Source organism: Kordia sp., from assembly GCF_050633145.1.
Lineage (GTDB): Bacteria > Bacteroidota > Bacteroidia > Flavobacteriales > Flavobacteriaceae > Kordia.
On record NZ_JBOEFY010000040.1, the window covers coordinates 39,306 to 60,677 of the forward strand.

Consider the following 21,372-nt stretch of genomic DNA (forward strand, 5'->3'; position numbering starts at 1 on the left):
TATTACTCCGCCAACGAAAACGCTAACAATTCATCTATTTGATTGCGTACATTGGTACTATTCCAGTTATAAGAACCTACTTCTTTCATTACAATACTACCCTGATCATCAATCAAATATGTTGTAGGTATACTTGGTGATTGCAATTCTGTTGGCTCATTATCTTTGCTGTAATACACAGGAAAGTCATAACCATTCTTTTCAAGATAAGCTTCGACGTTTTTTATTTTATCATTTGCAAGAAAAACAAAGGTGATTTTATCCTTATAATCTGCATATAATTTATTCAAACTTGGCATTTCGGCTACACATGGCGGACACCAAGTAGCCCAGAAGTTCACGAGAATGACATCTCCTTCCATTTCTTTGAAGTTTACCGTTTTCCCTGAACTATCTACCAAATTCCATTGAAAGTCGCTTACAGTTACTCTTTCGGCTAGCTCAATACTATCTGGACTAAAGAATAACATCTTTGCTTGATTCAGTTTTACTTTCACAAATGTACCAACTGGCGTAAAGATGATCAATGCAATAACAACGACAAAAATAATATTACTCCAATGTTTTCTGGTGAGTTTCATAGGTGTTATTCTTTTTTAATAATTTCAATCCGTTCATTCCATGATCTCCCTCTTGTATTTGGCATACTAGTCTTAGGACTAGTTTCTCCGAAACCTACTGCATTTAAACGACTAGGGTTAATTCCTCTTTTTACAAGCGCTTTCTTAATGATTATCGCTCTTTTTTGAGTTTTAATTAAATTATCGCTATCCTTACCTATCATTCCTGAATGCGATTCAATATTGTAAGTATAACTAGTAGTCTTTAAGATATTTGCAATTGTATCTAAAACATCAACGGATTCTTTTTTCAATTCAAGTGATATAGAACTTTTAAATTTCAATTGTTCAGCAAGTGCATCTATTTTTTCGGAATGATCTTGCGAAAAGACCTTTCCCACAAAAAAGAAACAACTTAGCATTATAATAAACTTTAAACTTTTCATTACTAAAAAAATTATAGTCATGAAAGATACAAATTAGTCGTAAGTATTGATGAAAATTTCTCGGTAGAATGTTTTCAAAAAGAATTTGCAAACCTAGAAAGAGATTCGTTTTCAGAGTACTTCTCGATACAAATTTTCTTCATTCTATTCCGAAAAACTACGCGAAGTGACGTTCAGAAATGCTAAATTATATATGTTAAATTTTAAATGTTTTTTAAGAAGACACCGAAGCGACCCACATTTCGACTCTGCTCAATGTTCGTATATTTCAAAAAAAGCGCCTGCACTGAACTTGTCGAAGTGAAGCGATCAAAAAAAGAAACACGCTATCAAAATTGATAACGTGTTTCACATCTAACGATAATAATCATAAAGATTATCGCACTATTGTTCCCGTTGGGAACGATGAAGCGTTTAGGTTAAGATCATGTGTTGCTGGCGCAGTATCGTTTCCTGCTGTTCCTACTAGGGGCTTTAATAGGAATGGCGCAGGACTGTTGTCTGGGCTAGGTTCTACAGAGATTACTACGGTACGTCCGCGTACATCTAGTGGAAATGTAAAACCATCTGGCGCATTGAGGAAAAAGTCTTCTCCTGGAATTGGAGGTCCGGCATTGTTTTCTGCTCCGCTGAATCCATTAGACTCATCGGCAGTTCCAAATGTTGTAAAAGTTCCTGTTGTTATAGGTCCTGTTCCGTCTACTACAACCCAACCTTCATATTTCCATCCATCTGCTAAAGGTGGTAAATTTAAACTTGCTGTTGGTGGCATCCCTGGGTTACCAAACCAAACACCATATTGATCGTTTCCATTATTTCCTGCTCCTGGCATTTCATCTGTTGGAGTTCTTAAAAAGAAAGCTCCTGAAGCTGCATCAAAGTTTCCGCTACTTGTAACTGGACCTAATCCTACGGCTGCTGTATTTCCTGAGAAATCTCCAGCTAATAATTTTGTTGGTGCTGGTGCAGGATCTGGATCAACCGCTGGTTCAATAGAAAGCACAAATGTTGTTGCTGCAGCTAATTGATCTGAGTTTATTGCAAAAGAGGTTCTCGATAAAGTTCCTGAATCATTTACAGTAAATGTTCCTGTTGAAACTGGGTTCCCATTTACAATAATCCAACCTTCATATACGAAGTCACTTCCAAGATTTTCTAATCCATTAAGATTTACATTTAAGTTTGATAACGCAACTGCGGCATCATCGTCGTTACTACATGAGACAGCGAAGAATCCTAACGCTAGTCCCAAAAACATTTTTTTTATCATTGCGAGTTTTTTTTATGATTATAACACAAATATATTGTGGCAAAATCACTTAAAATGTTAGCTAGCTAACACTTCTAACTAAAACTTACTTTTTCTGTTAAATAACGACTGTTTTTTAACATTTAAAAAAGCTATTTATTTAATTTTCAATTATTTAAAAATCAATAAATTAACATATTTTAATTAAACAAAAAATGCAATACAAAAAAAGAACCCGAAACTGCCATGCTGTCATGCCGGTTTTGGGTTCTTTTTGGACTGAAAAACAGCCTGTTTTGATGTTTTTAAATATAGTACTTTTTACTGTAATCTACAAAGTGTAATACATGTAATAATAACAATAATTTCTTTAAATCTGGATTCCATTCTACAGTCGAATTAGTTCAACTTATACTTATAAACACACCTCAGGTAAGACTTTTTACAATTAAATTTCACTAAGAAATCGAATTTCTTTTCGGTTAAAATCAATGATATTTGCCTCTTTCAATTCGTTCATAATGATGTTTAATGTAGGGCGCGAAGTTCCTATTAAACTAGCAATATCTTTTTGTGTGTACGGATGCTTCACTACATTATTTCCCGTTTTTTTACACTCGTATCCATACTCTTCACACAACTCTTTCAGGAATTCTAACAAGCGTGTTTTGGTATCTTTGAACAATAATAATTGCAATCGACGTTCAAGTTTTTTGATCCGAAAACCGATGAACTTATATATTTTTAAAGTAAAGGTTTGATTCTCTCTCATTAAGTCATGTACCGTATCAACAGCAATTGGACAGATAGAAGTTAAGTTGTCAACTGACTGCGCAAATTCATTTCTTTTTTCTTCTCCCAAAATGGCTTTTTCTCCAAACAAATCACCTTTCGATAAAATTGATTTTACCACTTCTTCTCCATCTGCTGTATAGTAACCAATTTTTACTTTTCCTTGATTTATTAAGTACACTTTGTTAGCAGAGTCTTCTTCAAAATAAATATAGTCTTGCTTTTTGTAGGCATCAAATTCATGACACTCTTTATACTGCTCGATTTTGTGTGGACATAAGATGTTGAATAGATTTACATCTTTAAAATACCAAAGAGAATTCATATTGGGTGTATTACTTTTTTTAGGCTTTATCGAGGTTATAATTTTAAAAGTCGATAAAAAAAGTAATAACTTACAATTGAACAAAAAAAACTCCAGTAAGTTACTGGAGTTTTATAATTTATATGTAAAAGCGCTTTTAGATATGTAACGCTCTGTCTTCTGTAGCTGCTAAGGCTGCTTCTTTGATTGCTTCTGCAAATGTTGGATGTGCATGCGACATACGCGCTATATCTTCCGCAGATGCTCTGTATTCCATTGCTACAACAGCTTCCGCTATTAAATCGGCTGCTCTTGCTCCAATCATGTGAACTCCTAAGATTTCATCTGTAGTTGCATCAGCTAAGATTTTGATGAAACCATCAATATCCATACTTGCTCTACTTCTACCTAAAGCACGCATTGGAAACTGTCCTGTTTTGTAAGCAACTCCTGCGTCTTTTAATTCTTGCTCTGTTTTTCCAACAGCTGCAACTTCTGGCCACGTGTATACAACACCTGGAATTAGATTGTAATCGATATGTGGTTTTTGTCCCGCAATAATTTCAGCGACCAAAGTACCTTCTTCAGATGCTTTGTGTGCTAACATTGCTCCTTTTACTACATCACCAATAGCATAGATGTTTGAAACATTTGTTTGCAAATGTCCGTTTACTTCTACTCTACCGCGATCATCCAATTTTACGCCAGCAGCTTCTGTGTTCAATCCGTCTGTATATGGACGACGACCAACAGATACCAAACAGTAATCTCCTCGGAACTCTACTTCAACTCCTTTTTTGTTATCAGCTTTTACAACAACCTCATTACCAACACGTTCTACAGATTTTACACCATGTGATGTGTTGATTTTGAATTTTTGCTTTTTTAATACTTTAGTCAATTCCTTAGAAAGTCCAGCGTCCATTCCGCCAATAATTCTATCAGCATATTCAAGTACAGTAACTTCTGAACCTAAACGCTTGTATACTTGTCCTAATTCCAAACCAATAACGCCGCCACCAATTACTAATAAGTGTTTTGGTATTTCTTTGAGCTTTAATGCTTCTGTTGACGTAATGATTCGTTCTTTATCTAAAGTGATAAATGGTAAAGTTGATGGTTTACTTCCAGTTGCGATGATGATATTCTTCGCTTCTATTTCTTCAGTAGTTCCATCATTTTTAGCGATGTTTACGTGTGTAGCATCTTTAAAACTACCCAAACCTACGTAAACGTCGATTTTATTCTTTTTCATCAAGAAATCAATTCCTCCTGTTGTTTGATCGACTACTGCTTGCTTGCGCGCGATCATTTTTTCAAGATTCACTTTTACATCTCCTGAAATTTCGATTCCGTGTGTATCAAAATGTTTGATTGCTTCTTCGTAATGATGCGAAGAGTCTAACAAAGCTTTTGACGGAATACAACCTACATTTAAGCAGGTTCCACCAAGTGTGTTATATTTTTCAATGATTGCAGTTTTCATGCCTAGTTGTGCGCAACGAATGGCAGCAACATATCCACCAGGACCAGAGCCAATTACGGCTACATCGTATGAATTCATATTCTTGTTTTTTGAACTTTTTTATTTGTCAATACCACAAAAGTACAACTATTTTAGGGTTGTGCAATGCTTTGTTGTTAGATTGTTAGACTCATGTTGTTCTTAGATATTTAGACTCGCTTTGCTTTAGAGCGCTACGCTTTTAGACTGCTTACTTTTTAGACTGTTAGATGGTGTTATTTTTAGATTTTTAGACTTGCTTCACTTTGGTTTTAGCTTCTTCTTTCAAAAGTGTTTTGTTATAGAAAATACAATTAAAGATCATAATCAGTAGAAAAATATTTTAGATAAAAAAGGTTCTTTCTATTTTATTACATTTTTGTTTGATTAAATGTTCAAGCAAAATAAGCTAAAAACTTATAAAAAAATCTCAGACAAGACAGTTGTCTTACCTGAGATTTAATCTATTTAAAACTGTAACGTTTTTTAGGAGGTATTAAATGAAGAAATAAAAGTTCATAAACTTACCTTTTTGCATTCGGAGCTGTAAAACCTCCTTTGCTTGTATTTCCATTTGTTCCCACTGAATTGTTTCCTCGAACTGCAAGTATTCCAGCTACGTGTGGAGATGCCATAGAAGTTCCTGAAATTCTGTTGTACTGACCGTTTAACCAAGTTGACCATACATCTGTACCTGGCGCCCATCTATCTACAGATGCGCCAAAACATGAAGTACCATTTGGAGTGATATTACGAGTTAAGTTTCCAACCATCCAAGTACGACTTGTTTGCAAACGTTGTGGAGAGTAATACAAGGTGTTATCATTACTATTTCCAGCTGCTATAGCTCCATAAATTTTATCGTCTAGTCTTGTAAACGCATTGTCAATTGCATTGCTAGTACGTCTAAAACGGTAACCAACAGAGTAATTAAATACATCTCCTGCTATAGAATTGTTATACGTATAATCTACTCCAGCAATAATTCCTGCATCAGAACCACTTGATTGTGGTCCTCCAAGAACTTTAACCGCTACTAATGTTGACCCATAAGCTACACCTATAACACCAGATCCATTTGCTTTAGCACCAATTGTTCCAGCTACGTGTGTACCATGACCATCTCTATCAATCCAGTTTTCTCCAGGAAAGAAACTTGCTGATAGTCCAGTATCGATAGTCAAGTCTGGGTGTTGATCAATTCCTGAATCAATTACAAATACATATCTGTTCGTACCAGCATTGTTATCTCTACCTGTGTAATCTACACCCCAAGGCAAGAAATCACCGCTTGGTAAGAAAGAATCAGCTTTATTGATTACTTCATTTTGCATTGGCAACTTTACTCCTGCAGGATTTTTTGGTTTAGGAAAATCAGCAATAACTTTACGGTTAGGCTCAATAAAATCAATAGTTTTGTCTCTTAATAAGACTTCTACATCGCCAACAGATAGGTTTTTAGCATGAAAACCTTGAATTGCACCTGTGTATACAAATCCTAGGCTTTTTTCACCTCTACCAATTAATTTCAATGTAGCTAATGATCTTTCTTTGTAGTAATTTTGAACTTTTTTCAATTCTGGAGTTAATCCTCTTCTCGTAGCAGCATAATTCATCTTACTAGTTGTCGCATCTTTTTTGTACACTATGATGTATTCACCTGGTATAACTTCCGCTTGGTCTAGCTTTTTTTCAAGCAGATCAGATTTCCCTTCTATCAAGTCATCAGTTGTTGTAACACTATCCGTTGAACAAGATGTAATAAATACTAATAGTAATACATAGAGTAATTTGAAATTGTTTTTCATGTTATTTAATTTATTGGTTATGCACAATATTATCTATATATTTTTAATGCCAAAGAAAAGTTCTACTTACTCTTTTTATGGTTTTTTTATTTTTTTTACAAAAAAAATATTGATACATTAAAGAACATTGTTAAAAAAAGCAGCTTCAATAAGGGTAAAGTTACGTAAATGCAACTAAGTTGCATTTTTTGTTAGAAATACTACATATTGTATAAAATATCATAAATTTATCATATGTCGACTTACTTGACACGTATTGTTTTTAGGTTTTTAGATTCGAGTTACTCTTAAAATGCTTCACTTCGATAAGCTTAGTGCTAACACTTTTAGATTATTCTATAAAGATTCCCGCAACCTTGAGTACTTCGTTTTGCACTTCTAGATTTAGAATTATTTTTTTGTCTTCCAATATTAAAATCAACTCATCACCTTCTATCCTTACTTCGGTTAGTTTTTTGTTTTTTACTTTTTCGTGAATTTTACCAAACATTTCTAAGTGTTTTTCCATAGAAATCATTTCTACAAAATGATCCATGGTATGTGTTTGTATAAATTTTGTCCAAGCAGTTTTATCTTTTTTCTGAATAGTACGTGTAAAAGTCTTCACCAATTGTTCCAATTCTACTTCGTCAAAATTTGCATCGCTAGCTTTACCTAAGTCCGTATTTGGCTTGTAATCTTTTCGAAGTATGATTCCTGCAATTTCCATATTGATTCGATCATAATCGCCAGAAATAGCATTGTTTACAGAGAAAATGACAATATCTTCTGAGAGATATCTCCAAAAATCAGCAAAGAATATTCCGTTACTTCCATTATGTGCTATTAACTCCGTGTTACGAGGTGTTGGAAAAATTGCCCATCCATATCCGTAATAAGAACCTGCATCTTCTCCTTCTTCAATATGTTTTGTGTAATATTTTTGTTTTGCTTTTGCGCTTAGTATTTTTGTTCCCGCCAAGGCTTTATGCCATTTGTACATATCTTCTACTGTAGATAATACGCCGCCGTTTCCTTTTAAATGCCATGAAGGTCCGTTTGCATCCCATTTTTCATTAGGCTTCCCAAAAATCTTTGTTTTACCATATCCAACAGCAACTTCTTTTTGATTGTAGTTAGGTCGTTCATAACCTGTTTGAAACATGTTGGCAGGTTTCCATAGGTTTTTATACAGGTATGCTTCATACGTTTCCCCAGAAACTTTTTCGATAATCATAGCCAATAATGTATATCCAACGTTTGAATATTTATAAGATGTTCCAACATTGAAAGCTAGTTTTTCTTGAAATGTTGTATGTACAAAATCAGCCTTTGTAATGTGCTCATAATCATCTCCAATTGCAGACGATAAACCAGATGAATGCGTCAATAAATGATGTATTGTAATCAATTCCTTGTCTTTAGGGACGTTTTTAAAGTATGTAGCTATTTTATCATCAACTGATAATTTCCCTTGCATTTCTAACTTTAAGATTCCTGCTGCTGTGAATTGTTTCGTGATAGAACCAATATCAAAAACGGTTTGTTTTGTGTTTTTAATACCTTTTTCTCTATCAGCCAATCCATAGCCTTCCGAAATTAACTTTTTACCTTTGTACGCTACCAAAACACTGCCCGAAAATCCTTTTTTCCCTAGCGTGTTAAAATACGTTTCAATTTTTTTCTTTACTTCATTAGGCGTTACATTTTGCCCTTTGCAATGCATGTAACACATGAATACACACATTAATACGACTACTTTTTTCATACTGTTCGTTTTTTTAGATTCTATTCGAAAGTACTTGTTCGCCCTAAAGTGCACAATAAAATGGTATGATAGCACTTTTTCATGGTATTTTAACTCAGTTTTGTGTACTTATACCATTTCAAAGCACGTTTGTCACATATTGCAATTTCAAGAAAGGCATCTCCTTTTTTAAACTTATTTTTGAATATGAAAAAAATCATATCTATAGGATTAAATATAATATTCTGGGTTATTTGCTCATGTGTCATTTTTATGATTTTTAGCCCCGTGAATCGTGAAATTGAAATTGAAAATGGTGTTGAAACTGTAAAAATTCATTATGATGCAATGTCAATTTGTGGTAGCGCAATTGGTTTGATTATCAAAATGATTTTGTATTATTTTAATATCTTGTTTTTGTCGAAATTTATAGACCGTAAAGCTTTTGGGAAATATATCACCTTTCTTATAATAAGTATATTGATTGCTTTTTCATTAGATTATTTAAAATCTGGAATTATCTACGGTTTCAATTTCTATAGGTTTGAGACATTCTTGGTAGATGTGTGGTTGTATATCTTTTTTGTGGGAACTTCTTTTGTGCATTTAATGATTTTACGATGGCAGAAAGAAGAAGCTTTGAAACAACGTTTGAAAGAAGATAGATTGGCTGCTGAGTTGAAACTTTTAAAATCGCAGATTAATCCTCATTTTTTATTCAATGCATTAAATAATATGTTGTCTATTGCTGAAAAGCATCAACAAACTGAGGTTTCAAGCAGTATAGCACAATTGTCTGAGATGCTTCGCTTTTTATTATATTCTACAAGAGATGATCTTATTCCTGTTGAAAAAGAAGTGCATTTTATAGAGAATTATATCGAACTTAATCGATTGCGATTTGATTCAACAGATCCTATAGACATACATTTTACAGTTGATCCAGCTGTTTTAGATAAAACCATTGCGCCTACTATTTTTATTCCGTTGGTTGAAAATGCTTTTAAACATGGAATTTCCATATATGAACCTTCTTTTATTCACATTTCTTTAGAGATGAAAGCTTCCGAATTGATTTTTGAATGTCGCAATTCAATAGTCTCGAAATCTAAAAGTGATGCATTTTCTAAAGAAGATTCTGGTGTCGGATTGCAAAATGTAAAAAGAAGATTGGCTATTTTGTATCCAGACAAGCATTCATTTACAATTACAGAAGAAGAACAAACTTATAAAGTGACCCTAAAACTAAACACATGATTCTAAAAGCTATTATTGTTGACGATGAACCAAAAGCTATAGAATTGTTAGAAAACTATTGCAATAGAATTCCTAATATTGAATGCATGCAAACGTTTCGAAACCCTGTAAAAGCATTGATTTATATAGAGAAACAAAAACCTGACGTTGTTTTTTTAGATATCAATATGCCCAATTTATCAGGAATACAAGCTGCTAAGATTATTCCGAAACCAACGCGTATTATTTTTACGACTGCTTATGCTGAATATGCTGTGGAAAGTTACGAACTAAATGCTAGTGATTATTTACTGAAGCCGATCACATTTCAACGCTTTATAAAAGCTATAGATAAGTTACAACTTTCTTCTAGTGTAAAAGAAACAAAGGTTTCAGAACAAATTATAATAAAAAGCGGGTATCAAACATTTCAGGTTGCTACAGAAACGATTTTGTATTTGGAAAAGGAAGGAAATTACATGACCTATCATACAACTACAAAGAAGATTTTAGCCAGAGAAAGTGTTTCAGAAGCATTGACAAAATTACCTTCTAACTTTATTCAAGTTCATAAGTCATACATCATACAATTGGAACATATTGAAGTATTCGATCAAAATCATTTGATTATTAATTCTGTAAAAATTCCTGTCAGCAAAAGCTATAAAGCAAGTTTAAAAGATAGATTGAAGTAATGTACACAAGCAATACAACGAATAAGAATTCTGTAAACTTATACGTTTAGGTTTTCTTTTCTTTAATTTCTTGTTGAATTTGCTTGGATGTTTTTCGAGAACCATCATGACTCCAACCTGGTGCATAGAAAATGTACTTTAATCGCTGTCGCCAATTAATATTAGGCTGCTTCACATCGTTCCAAATAGATTTCCATTCATGAAAAACGATGTTTACAGGTCCTTTATCTTCCAATTTTGATGTCAAGCCATATTTAATGGGTTCATAATTGTCTTCTTCTTTTTGAAAGGTTCCGAAGATACGATCCCAAATAATGAAAAACATCCCCATATTTTTGTCTAAATATTTTCCATTGGACGCATGATGTACTCTATGATGCGATGGTGTGACTAAAATCCACTCTAAAACGCCCATTTTCTTAACAGATTCCGTATGTACTAAAGTTCCATAAATTTGCAAAATGGCATACGCTGCCATAATATGAAGTGGATGAAACCCAAAGAATGCTAACGGGCAAAAAAACAGAAATCTGTACAATGGTTGAAACACCGAAGCTCTAAATCCTGTAGAAATATTGAAGTATTCTGAATTGTGATGCGTAACATGTACTGCCCAAAAAAAGCGGCTGTAATGATCTACATAATGCTGTACATAATACGCGAAATCTTGCAAAATAAATACACCGATCCAATACCAGAGCGTGAATTCTAAATCAAATACACGGTAATAGTAAAAGAAAAGCATGATAGCAAAAGAAACACCTTTCATCAATAAATCTAGCCCAAAGTTAAATAAGCCTATGTATATATTGGTTGCAGTATCTCCTACTGTATATAATTTTCGCTTTACATAATAAGAATATATCATTTCTCCTATAATAGCTGCAGCGTGTATAGGAGCGCTCAGCATGTATAAATATTCTTGCGATAAATAATTCTCCATGTATTCTTAAAAAAAATAAAAATAAGAAATCTCCGTATTATATAGAAATTGCTGTTGTATGTTTTACTTCTCCAATAACAAATATGCTGTGTGTATTTCCAATATTAGGTATTGCTGTTAGTTTTGTTACCATAAAGTCACGATATGCCTCCATGTCTTTCACGAAAATTTTTAAAATATAATCGTAATCACCACTTACATGATAGCATTCTAAAACTTCTTCTAATTTGATAATTTCCCGTTCAAACTTCATTACAAATTCTTTTGAATGCTGAGTTAAACGTACATGGCAATGTGCCACAAAACTTTTCTCTATGGGTTTTTTATCTACTAAAGCTACATACTTTTTAATCACACCTTCTTTTTCCAACTTTTTAATTCGCTCATACACAGCAGTTACAGAAAGATTCAATTTACCCGAAAGTTCTTTGTTGGTTTGTTTACTGTCATTTTGTAGTAAAGTAAGTAAGGTTTTATCTGTTTGGTCTAGTTTCAACATGTAAAAAAATCTATAATTAGTATTTAAAAAAAGAAGTTTTAGTTATTTATTCATTCAATAATTAAATATATAGTTTTATTTTCTATTATTTTAACTAATACTTGTTTTTTATTCTTAATACTATCAATTTTGATGCTTATTAAAAAGATACAACTATGAAATTTAATCCAGCGAATAACATTCAAGATCTACAGTATTTTGGTGAATTTGGAGGTGTAAATCCTTCAATATCTGATTCTTCAACCTATACATTTCTTTCTGCAAAGACCATGTTTGACACCTTTGAAGGGAATGCAGATGGTTGTTATTTGTATTCGAGGCATACCTCACCAAGTAATTTGTATTTAGGTGAAGCTTTGGCAGCGATGGAAGGTACCGAAACAGCAAATGTTTCTGCTTCCGGAATGGGCGCTATTACACCTGTATTATTACAATTATGCAAAAGTGGCGATCATATTATATCTAGCAGAACGATTTATGGCGGAACGTATGCTTTTTTGAAAAACTTTACACCGCGATTCAATATTGAAACTTCTTTTGTAGATATTACTAAATTGGAATTGGTAGAAGCTGCCATTACGCCAACTACGAAAGTTTTGTATTGTGAAGCTGTGAGCAACCCTTTGTTGGAAGTCGCAAATATTACAGCACTTGCCGAATTAGCTAATAAGTACAATTTACAATTGGTTGTTGACAATACGTTTTCTCCATTATCAATCTCTCCTGCAAAATTAGGAGCCGATATTGTAATTCATAGTTTAACAAAATTCATTAATGGCGCAAGCGATACTGTTGGTGGTGTTGTATGTGCTTCACAGGCATTTATTGACCAATTGCGAAATGTAAATGATGGTGCTAGTATGTTATTAGGTTCCACAATGGATAGTTTGCGTGCGGCTTCTGTATTGAAAAATTTACGAACGCTTCATATTCGTATGAAACAACATAGTTATAATGCTATGTATTTGGCTAAAATGTTTGAAGCAGATGGCTTAAAAACAGTCTATCCAGGATTAACATCGCATCCATCACACGAAATCTTTAAAAACATGATGAATGCTGAATATGGTTTTGGAGGAATGTTAACTATTGATGTTGGAAGTATTGATAAAGCCAATGATTTAATGGAGTTAATGCAACAAAAAAATTTAGGATACCTAGCAGTGAGTTTAGGTTTTTATAAAACATTATTTAGTGCGCCAGGCACTTCAACTTCCTCTGAAATTCCAGAAGAAGAACAAGCAGCAATGGGCTTAACAGATGGCTTGATTCGTTTTTCTGTCGGATTGGATAATGATATTCAACGAACCTATACAATTATGCGAGCATGTATGGAAGAGCTGAATATCTTGGAGTCTGCTATGGCATAATTTGCAAAGTTTAGTTTACGGTAAAAAGGGAGCATCAAAAATGGTGTTCCTTTTTTTGTTTTTTTAAGTCTTATTTATGATTTCCATGAAAGATTTGGTATAAAAAATGTTCTTATAGAAACAAATCAAAATCGAATATGAATTATAGATTAGGCTACCTATCAACCTATAATTCCCTGCATTTGTCAAAGTACTGAAACTACAGGTTCATTAACAGTATTTCTGCTAAAATCGATACTCATATTACGTTCTTTGAGCATTATTAACTTTAAAAAAAATTATTATGATTTACGATGTTTTAAATCCGGGATTCGGCCTAAACCCAATTACTGCTAATGGTTCAACCGATGATAAAACCAACTTTCAATTAATTATTAATCATGCGAATTCTCAAGGCGGTGGAGAAATTATTCTCCCTGGCAACAGAACTATCATAATATCTTCACAATTAACAATCTATAGCAATTTAACATTCAGGTCTTCACATGGAAAAACTGTTATCAAAGCACTTGCTAATGGAGTATATTCTTTTATGAATTTTGCAACTGAATCAACTACATATTCAGTAACAATTGATGGTATTGAATTTGATGGTGGCGGCTTCAACACAACTCATGGACTCATCTTTTTATCTGGTGCAAATGTAAAAGTTATCAATTGCAATTTCAAAAATTTCAATCTAGGTCACCAAGCTATCATGTTTAAATTTTCAATAAATAATGTGACTATTAAGAATTGCACATTTGATAATTTAAATAGCGGAATATTTTTTCATCAAAGAAATCAAAATTTAAGAATTGAAGATAATCATTTCAATAACCTAAATGGACATGCAATTCATTTACAAGGTTCACAAACGGCTGCACATTATTGTAGTGATGTAATTATACGAGGAAACCATATCGTAATTAGTCCACAGCCGCCTAACGAACCTGGTATACATGGTATTTATATGACCTGTGCCGATACAGATTTTGATGGCACTTCTGCTCATCATGAAAATATTGTAGTAGCAGATAATATTGTAATTGGTCCAAGCTTAAGCTTTCCTGCAAAGGATTCAACTGTACAAGGTGGCGCTGCCGATTTAATTAGTTTGAAAGATATTATTCGATTAAAATGTTACGGAAATACAGCTCGAAATGGCGGTGACTTAGGGTATGCAATTGAGCGTTGCCATTACGGAGTTGTTTCAAACAATACCGCAGATCAAAACAACAGATGTGGAATTTCTATTTTTGGTTCTTCTCATATTTCAGTTACAGGAAATGTATGCGGAAATAATGAGCAAGATTATGATGGCGAGAACGGAAATCCACCATACGGAGGAATTCGTGTTGAATTTGATAGTGTACATGTTATTTTAAGCGGAAACCATCTTTATGGACAAGGAGTTGGCGTTGGCACTCAAAAATATGGAATTGTAGTAAAAGAAAATTCAATTCCTGCCTCTGCTTCAACAAATCCTATTAGAGCTCCATTCAATATAAAAATAGGTGTAAATCATTATTCAGGAAATTCATTAGGAGATATTTACAACGAGGTTACAAGTACCATCATTCAAGATGCGAGTGCTAGTGTTGCTCCATAAAATATATAAAATCATAGTAAAAAAGGAACATCGAAAGGTGTTCTTTTTTTGTTTTTTTAACTCACTAATAACTACAACAGTAAAAGAAATAACCTAAGTATTAGTACCCGATTATAGGTAATTTATCACTCTTTACGGATTCCCGTAATTTTTGCTGCTCGTTTTTAATTATTATTAACCCCTAATAGAATTAATACTAGAATATAGTGTATGCGTAAAAATGTTTACATATTACGAGAACGAAAATCAAACGGAGAATTACATCTTTTTGTAGCAAGTCCAACCGAAGAAAACGAATGCCGTGCACAGCAAAAATCGGTTTGTGGGCAAATGGATATTGAAGAAGATTCACTCACAGTTTTTTCTTGTCAACCAGAAGAACGCGCACGCACACAATGCGCAAAAATTGGACGTAATGTTTGTACAACCTGCGTGAGTCATTTGTACATGGACAAAGTTTAATAACGTACAGAAAATAACTTTTGTTTGGTGATTTTCAGATTTTGTTCTGATCTCAGATATTTCTGCATGCCATTTTTTGGATAGTAGATGCTTTATAAATCATCCTACATATTAACTTTAATTACATGAATGATACTACTCTTTACACGTTGAAAGAAAATAGTAATGAGCAATTACATCTGTTCAAATCGAAAAAAGATTCTTCTGGCGAATGTTTTACCATTACAAAATCGATTTGTAATAAAATGAGATACAATGAAGCTATTAAGACTCATTTTGCTTGTCAATCAAAAACGATTGCTAAACTAAAATGTATCGAAATTAGAAGAGTATTATGCGACACCTGTAAACGTCATATAAATACAGAGCATTAGTAGCTGCGTATTTTAAGAGAATTCACAACAAAAAAAGCGTTGAACTAATATACTATTTCCCTTTAATACGTTCCCAAAAAATAGCTAACACATCCGAAATACTTGTGTTCTTTTCAAATTCTGGTCTCGATCGCTTCATATTGAGTCGATCACCATCTTTAAAAAGTGTAAACGAAAACACTGCCGATTTTCCATTTCCGGTATCAACCGATGGATAACGCAAATCGCTATAGGTAAACGTTCCATCATCATTCTTCTTAATATTGTAGTAATAATTACTAAACCATGCCAAATTTGCTAAATCCGAATTTGTTATTGGCAATACATCATGATTTTTAGGAATCGTTTTCCAATCCGTAAACACATCTTTCGTATCAAATAAAGAATAATAGGCAACGTGATAATCCGTTTCCGTCTCTGCAATTCCATACCATAAAATATTATTCAAAATACTCGCTTCCGTATTATATCGCTGATAAGATATTCCTTGTTCTGTCATCGATTTTTCAAAGACTGAATTGATATAGAATTTGTTTCCAATCGTGAATAACATATACACAGAGCTGATTCCAACTCCCAACTTTAACCAAAATTTTCGTTTCGGATTGCGACGTTTATAAAACATCAGTACAATCAAACAGATTAAAAAAGGTAGTGTATACGCAGGATCGGCTACAGATATATTACTAAAAGCGACTCTGTAATTGCTAAACGGTAAAAACAATTGCGTTCCGTATCCTGTAAAGCAATCTAAAAGTGGATGTGTAAAAATGGACAAGAAAAACAACCAAGTCCACTCTTTTTGAGTAGTAGTACCGCGACGTTTGCCTTTATCGTATAATTTATAGACCAACCAACCGAATAAAAAAGCGCCTAAGATTGCAAAAAGTATGGAATGCATAAATCCTCTATGAAATAGCATAGCATCAATTTTATTTCCATACAACCAACCACCAATAAAAACATCTAAATCGGGAATTGTTCCACCAATAGCTCCAAACAACAACGCCTTATTGCCTATTTTTTTTCCCATTGCAGCTTCTCCACAGGCAGCTCCAAGTACAATTTGCGTCAATGAATCCATAAATTAGCTTTAATTATAAGTTTGCAAAGGTACACAACCAAAATGATTTGCATACTTGTTTACAAAATCGTAACATTACGCTAAGAAAACAATCCTACAATTATGCAAGAAGAAAACAACATTTCTGAGTTTAAGGCAAATGACCAAACTATAATTAAGAATAAAGAGCTAAACATTTGGGAAGCACTTGTTCCTGTAGTTATCTTAATGGGATTACTAGCGTATAACATCTTTTTTACAGAAGATCAAGAATGGTTTGGAGGATATACAAATCAAATTATTTTATTAATCGGTGGTGGAGTTGCAATGATTGGAGGCTTTTTAAATAAAGTTTCTATCGGATTGATGTTGAAAGAAATTTGGGAAAACTTACGAAGTGTATTTGTTCCAATAATGATTTTGTTTCTGGTAGGTGCGTTAGCAGGAACTTGGCTTATTAGCGGAATTATTCCTGCAATGGTTTATTATGGTCTGCAAGTATTAAGTCCCGAAATATTTTTACCTGCTTCTGTTATCATTGCAGCTATTATATCGATTGCAACAGGAAGTAGCTGGACAACTTCTGCAACAGTAGGTATTGCCTTGATTGGAATTGGTAGTACTTTAGGAATTCCTTCTGGTATGATTGCTGGAGCCGTTATTTCTGGAGCCTATTTTGGAGATAAAATGTCTCCACTAAGTGATACTACAAACTTAGCGCCAGCAATGGCTGGGACAGATTTGTTTACGCATATTCGTTATATGGCACTAACTACCGTTCCTACGATTATTATTACATTGATTGTTTTTGCAATATTAAGTACAACTATTGAAACAAATGGAGAAGCAGACACTACATTTATACTTGATACTATAAATAATAATTTTAATATTACGCCTTGGTTATTTATTGTCCCATTGGCTGTAATTGCTTTAATATTATTAAAAATAAAGCCGTTAATCGCTTTAGGAACTGGTGTTGCACTTGCTGCCGTTTTTGCGTTGATTTTTCAACAAGATGTAATGAATAAACTTTCATCTTCTAAAACTGAAGTGATTACAAATGCTGTTTTAACAGATACAAGTATTGAAATTCCAAACGAGAACTATGTAGCTACATTTAGTGAAGCAGAACTCGCTACCATTAAAGAAAATAAGGATTTAAAAAATATATTTACAGATGATGATGTAAAAGAAATTTACGCTAAAAAAGATTTAGAAGCTGTCTTTGCTAGTCATTCATTATCAAAAGAAGCTCTAGCGTCAAAAGCAGATAATTTAGAAAAACTCATTACTATTAAAAGATTGAAAAAATTATTTGGTTCTGGAGGAATGAATGGAATGCTATGGACTATTTACTTAATTGTATGTGCCATGGTTTTTGGTGGTGTCATGGATGCCATTGGAGCATTGTCTAGAATTACACAAGCGTTATTGAAAATGGCTACAAGCATGTTTGGCTTATTTGCGAGTACCGTAGCAAGTTGTTTAGGGTTGAATGTAATTGCTTCCGATCAATATTTAGCATTAGTTATTCCAGGTAAGATGTTTAAAAAAGCTTATGAAGATAGAGGTTTAGCTCCTGAAAACTTAAGTAGAACACTGGAAGACTCTGGAACCGTTACGTCCGTTCTAATCCCTTGGAATACTTGTGGAGCGTATCAATCTGGTGTATTAGGTGTTGGAGTTGGAGAGTATTTTATGTACGCAATCTTTAACTGGCTGAGTCCGTTTACAACACTACTATTTGCTGCTTTTAAAATTAAAATTAGACAACTAAAAGAAAAAACTGCATAGAAAATACTATCATATAAAAAAAAGCCTCAATCGAGGCTTTTTTTAGTTTATAACAATCGATGTCTTCGTGCTTTCTCAACAGCTTCTATTTTGTTGTGCACTTGCAACTTTCTGTAGATATTTTCAATATGTTTCCGAATGGTGGAAGGTGAAACAAATAACTTTTCAGCAATTAATTGATAGCCAAAACCTTTGCTCAGTTGTTCTAATACTTCTTTTTCTCGCTTGCTAAGCTTTATGTCTTCGTTTTCGACGTATTGCGGAATTGCTGCTGTTTGCAATATTTTTAATGTTTTCATAGCAATACTTGGTGTCATGGTTGCGCCGCCTTTCATTACATCCAAAATTCCTTTGTGCAATTCGTCTGCTGTAGCTTCTTTCAATAAATAACCATTTGCGCCCGATTGAATGGATTGTAGAATATTGTCATCGTCATCAAATACAGTAATCATTACGATTTTTATGGTCGGAAAACGTTTCTTTATCACCTTTGTTGCTTCAATACCATTCATATTTGGCATTTTTATATCCATCAGAATCAAATCGATTTCTTGGTTTTTTTCAAGCTTTTCTATCATTTCCTTTCCATCACGGGCACGAAATATATATTGTAAATCTTCCGCAAAGAATGATAGCTTTTCAACTAGAGCATTTGCTAAAAAAGTATTGTCTTCTGCGATGGCTATTTTGTAGTTCATATTCGTTCCGTTAGATGGTTTTTGTAACTGTTTTATCGATTGTCAATTTTACAGTTGTTCCCGTATCTTTCTGAGAAATAACATTCAATTTTCCATATATTTCTTCTGCGCGAAGTTGCATATTTTCTAGTCCGTTTCCTTCTATTTCTTCCGTTGTATCAAATCCATTACCATCATCAACAATAGACAATACATACTGTTCTTCTGTTTCTTTTAAATGAACGGTAATTTCGTTAGCATCTGCATGTTTTATAGCATTATTGATCGCTTCTTGCATGATTCTAAAAATATTAATCCCAACTAGTGACGAAAACGTGGTTGTTTCTGGAACTGCATTTGTGAATTCAATTTCGGCTCCAGTTAATACTTTAGCTTGTCCAATATGATTCATTATGCGCAATTCTAAATCTTCAAAATGGATGGCATCCTTATTCATTGCCCAAATGGTGTCACGCAATTGATTGATCGTATTTCGCGTAAAGAAATTAATGTTTGACAAACGTTCTAAAAAAGCTGGATTTGCGTCTTTCAATCCATATTTTAAATTATCAATAGACGAAATAATAAACGTTAATTGCGAACCAATATTATCATGTAAATCGCGTGAAATTTTTAAGCGTTGTTCATGCAATTTATTTTGTGTTTCTACTTTTATCAACGCATCTTTTAATTCATTCTCTTTTTGTAATTGTTTATTTTTCAGCTGCTGCTGATTGTAAATTAGATAACCCAACGTTAATAAGACCAAAACGCCTGCTATCATTCCGTAAATAGTGGTATTTTTTTGAGAGATACTTGCATTTTTCTCAGCAATCTCAGCACGTTGCACAAGTATTTCTTTCTCCTTTTCCGAAGATTGATACTTTTCAAAAATCTCGTTCGTTGCAATGGTTTCTTTGTTCTTTTGAATGGTATCCTGCAATTTTATCGTCTCTTGATAATAAATAGATGCATTTTCATGATCGCCCAATTCTCTATAGGCATTTGCCATTCTTCGAATCGCTTTGCTTTTAATCATGACTTGAGAATCGTCTAAATTTTCAAGCGCAATTGTATATGCATCAATAGCAGCTTGGTACTTTCCTTGATCATAATACGCAATGCCCAATAATTGAATGTTCTTTGCACGGTGTTTTCGCGCGTTAAAACGTTGATAAATTTCATCTGCTTTCTTCAAATAATACACCGCAGAATCATTTTGTTTTAATTGCTGATACGTCTTCCCTAAACTATTATAACTCGTGGCAAGTCCTTTGACATCATTGCTTTTCTTTTTGGTCACAATCGATTTTTGTGCATAATACACACAGGAATCCAATTGTTTCAATGCTGAAAAGTTCATAACCATGTTCGTATACGAAGCGCCAATTCCGTAAGTATCATTAATTTCTTTGCGAATTGCCAAACCACGCTTTTGATAGGTATTTGCTTCTTTATGTCGTTGCAATTTGGAAAGTAACAAACCTATATTATTCAAACTATTTGCCTGTCCTCTTTGCTGCCCAAGATCTTTGAAAATTTCATACGAACTCAAATAATAATCCATGGCAGTTTCATAGTCTTCTTTTCCCCAATAAATAAGTCCTTTGTTGTTATATATTGAAGCCATTGCATCTTTGTCTGCTTCGTTTTTCGCAATCGTGTATGCTTCATCATACAAATAGAGTGAACTATCTTTTTTGCCAATAATGTCGTAGTAAATTCCTTTTCTAATGAATGAGCGTGTTTTTAAATAACGATCATTGATTGCTTCACTTTTTTGAATTGCTATTTCGGAAAGCTTTCGAGAAATTTCGGGTTTGGAATAAGCATATTTAAAAAACACTTTGTGTAAGTATTGCACACGTGTAGAGTCGTTTTCCATTGCTTGCGCAACTTTGCCAATACTATCAATAATTGCTTGATTGGTTTGCGCAGTTGCTTGTAAAAACAGTAATAGCGTGACTATTTGTACAATTCTTTTGGTGAATTTATTCATTGGTTCATCATTAGTTAGGCAATCGGAAATTAAGGTACAGGCTTTTACGTACAATTCCAAAAAATGATTTTATCTCGTATGTATAAAATCGTATTACAAATATCTGATGATTTTGCTTTTAAAAGAATACGGCAGGTGTCGTATTTTTGAAATCAAATTACATAAAAGTCATAAATTAATTGACTTCAAACCACATATATAATTCACTGTACAATAGCACTTTAAAAAACACCATAAGTACTTCCTATGGGTTGATAAGAAAATCAAATTTTCTTTA

18 protein-coding genes are annotated in these 21,372 nt (G+C 33.3%); 6 read left to right on the forward strand and 12 right to left on the reverse strand.

What is annotated here, in order from left to right:
* Positions 1 to 2: 2 nt before the first annotated feature.
* From ACRBBL_RS18140 to ACRBBL_RS18170, 7 genes are all read right to left on the reverse strand, one after another.
* Complete coding sequence (locus tag ACRBBL_RS18140) at positions 3 to 581, reverse strand: TlpA family protein disulfide reductase (protein ID WP_431370497.1); 579 nt, start codon at positions 579 to 581, stop codon at positions 3 to 5.
* Between the two features lie 5 nt (positions 582 to 586).
* Positions 587 to 1,006, reverse strand: coding sequence for an OmpA family protein (locus ACRBBL_RS18145; protein WP_431370498.1), 420 nt, complete (start codon positions 1,004 to 1,006; stop codon positions 587 to 589).
* A gap of 376 nt (positions 1,007 to 1,382) precedes the next feature.
* Entirely contained in the window at positions 1,383 to 2,276 is an 894-nt protein-coding gene (locus ACRBBL_RS18150) for a hypothetical protein (protein ID WP_431370499.1), read from the reverse strand.
* Positions 2,277 to 2,703: 427 nt separating this feature from the next.
* The gene (locus ACRBBL_RS18155) at positions 2,704 to 3,372 is read right to left on the reverse strand and encodes a Crp/Fnr family transcriptional regulator (protein WP_431370500.1); all 669 of its coding nucleotides are present in this window, start codon (positions 3,370 to 3,372) and stop codon (positions 2,704 to 2,706) included.
* Between the two features lie 136 nt (positions 3,373 to 3,508).
* Positions 3,509 to 4,915: a dihydrolipoyl dehydrogenase gene (gene lpdA / locus ACRBBL_RS18160; protein WP_431370501.1), complete on the reverse strand. Its 1,407-nt coding sequence runs from the start codon at positions 4,913 to 4,915 to the stop codon at positions 3,509 to 3,511.
* A 464-nt stretch (positions 4,916 to 5,379) separates the two neighbouring features.
* Positions 5,380 to 6,663, reverse strand: a complete 1,284-nt coding sequence (locus tag ACRBBL_RS18165) for a S8 family serine peptidase (protein ID WP_431370502.1) — start codon at positions 6,661 to 6,663, stop codon at positions 5,380 to 5,382.
* Between the two features lie 331 nt (positions 6,664 to 6,994).
* Positions 6,995 to 8,410, reverse strand: a complete 1,416-nt coding sequence (locus ACRBBL_RS18170) for a serine hydrolase domain-containing protein (RefSeq protein ID WP_431370503.1) — start codon at positions 8,408 to 8,410, stop codon at positions 6,995 to 6,997.
* Between the two features lie 186 nt (positions 8,411 to 8,596).
* Between ACRBBL_RS18170 and ACRBBL_RS18175 the strand changes: the two genes are divergently transcribed.
* Both ACRBBL_RS18175 and ACRBBL_RS18180 read left to right on the forward strand, forming a co-directional pair.
* Positions 8,597 to 9,646 carry a sensor histidine kinase gene (locus ACRBBL_RS18175; RefSeq protein ID WP_431370504.1) on the forward strand — a complete coding sequence of 350 codons (1,050 nt, stop codon included), beginning with the start codon at positions 8,597 to 8,599 and terminating at the stop codon, positions 9,644 to 9,646.
* Positions 9,643 to 10,320, forward strand: coding sequence for a LytR/AlgR family response regulator transcription factor (locus tag ACRBBL_RS18180; protein WP_431370505.1), 678 nt, complete (start codon positions 9,643 to 9,645; stop codon positions 10,318 to 10,320). Before ACRBBL_RS18175 ends, ACRBBL_RS18180 begins: the two co-directional genes overlap by 4 nt.
* A gap of 46 nt (positions 10,321 to 10,366) precedes the next feature.
* On the opposite strand, the gene ACRBBL_RS18185 is transcribed toward ACRBBL_RS18180, so the two are convergent.
* Both ACRBBL_RS18185 and ACRBBL_RS18190 read right to left on the reverse strand, forming a co-directional pair.
* On the reverse strand, positions 10,367 to 11,263 hold the full coding sequence (locus tag ACRBBL_RS18185) for a sterol desaturase family protein (RefSeq protein WP_431370506.1): 897 nt from the start codon (positions 11,261 to 11,263) through the stop codon (positions 10,367 to 10,369).
* A gap of 37 nt (positions 11,264 to 11,300) precedes the next feature.
* Complete coding sequence (locus ACRBBL_RS18190; RefSeq protein ID WP_431370507.1) at positions 11,301 to 11,762, reverse strand: Lrp/AsnC family transcriptional regulator; 462 nt, start codon at positions 11,760 to 11,762, stop codon at positions 11,301 to 11,303.
* A 155-nt stretch (positions 11,763 to 11,917) separates the two neighbouring features.
* Between ACRBBL_RS18190 and ACRBBL_RS18195 the strand changes: the two genes are divergently transcribed.
* The 3 genes from ACRBBL_RS18195 (at position 11,918) to ACRBBL_RS18205 (ending at position 15,185) form a co-directional block, all read left to right on the forward strand.
* Positions 11,918 to 13,132, forward strand: a complete 1,215-nt coding sequence (locus ACRBBL_RS18195) for an aminotransferase class I/II-fold pyridoxal phosphate-dependent enzyme (RefSeq protein ID WP_431370508.1) — start codon at positions 11,918 to 11,920, stop codon at positions 13,130 to 13,132.
* A 283-nt stretch (positions 13,133 to 13,415) separates the two neighbouring features.
* Positions 13,416 to 14,723, forward strand: coding sequence for a right-handed parallel beta-helix repeat-containing protein (locus ACRBBL_RS18200; protein ID WP_431370509.1), 1,308 nt, complete (start codon positions 13,416 to 13,418; stop codon positions 14,721 to 14,723).
* Between the two features lie 210 nt (positions 14,724 to 14,933).
* Positions 14,934 to 15,185: a hypothetical protein gene (locus tag ACRBBL_RS18205; RefSeq protein WP_431370510.1), complete on the forward strand. Its 252-nt coding sequence runs from the start codon at positions 14,934 to 14,936 to the stop codon at positions 15,183 to 15,185.
* Positions 15,186 to 15,611: 426 nt separating this feature from the next.
* Here ACRBBL_RS18205 and ACRBBL_RS18210 read toward each other — a convergent pair whose 3' ends face one another.
* Positions 15,612 to 16,643, reverse strand: a complete 1,032-nt coding sequence (locus ACRBBL_RS18210) for a metal-dependent hydrolase (protein ID WP_431370511.1) — start codon at positions 16,641 to 16,643, stop codon at positions 15,612 to 15,614.
* A 102-nt stretch (positions 16,644 to 16,745) separates the two neighbouring features.
* Here ACRBBL_RS18210 and ACRBBL_RS18215 point away from each other — a divergent pair, with 102 nt between their 5' ends.
* Positions 16,746 to 18,419 carry a Na+/H+ antiporter NhaC family protein gene (locus ACRBBL_RS18215; RefSeq protein WP_431370512.1) on the forward strand — a complete coding sequence of 558 codons (1,674 nt, stop codon included), beginning with the start codon at positions 16,746 to 16,748 and terminating at the stop codon, positions 18,417 to 18,419.
* Between the two features lie 47 nt (positions 18,420 to 18,466).
* Here the strand turns inward: ACRBBL_RS18215 and ACRBBL_RS18220 are convergent, their stop codons facing one another.
* A complete protein-coding gene (locus ACRBBL_RS18220; protein WP_431370513.1) occupies positions 18,467 to 19,117 on the reverse strand; it encodes a response regulator in 651 nt (216 codons plus the stop codon).
* Between the two features lie 10 nt (positions 19,118 to 19,127).
* Positions 19,128 to 21,155: a tetratricopeptide repeat protein gene (locus ACRBBL_RS18225; protein WP_431370514.1), complete on the reverse strand. Its 2,028-nt coding sequence runs from the start codon at positions 21,153 to 21,155 to the stop codon at positions 19,128 to 19,130.
* Between the last annotated feature and the right edge of the window lie 217 nt (positions 21,156 to 21,372).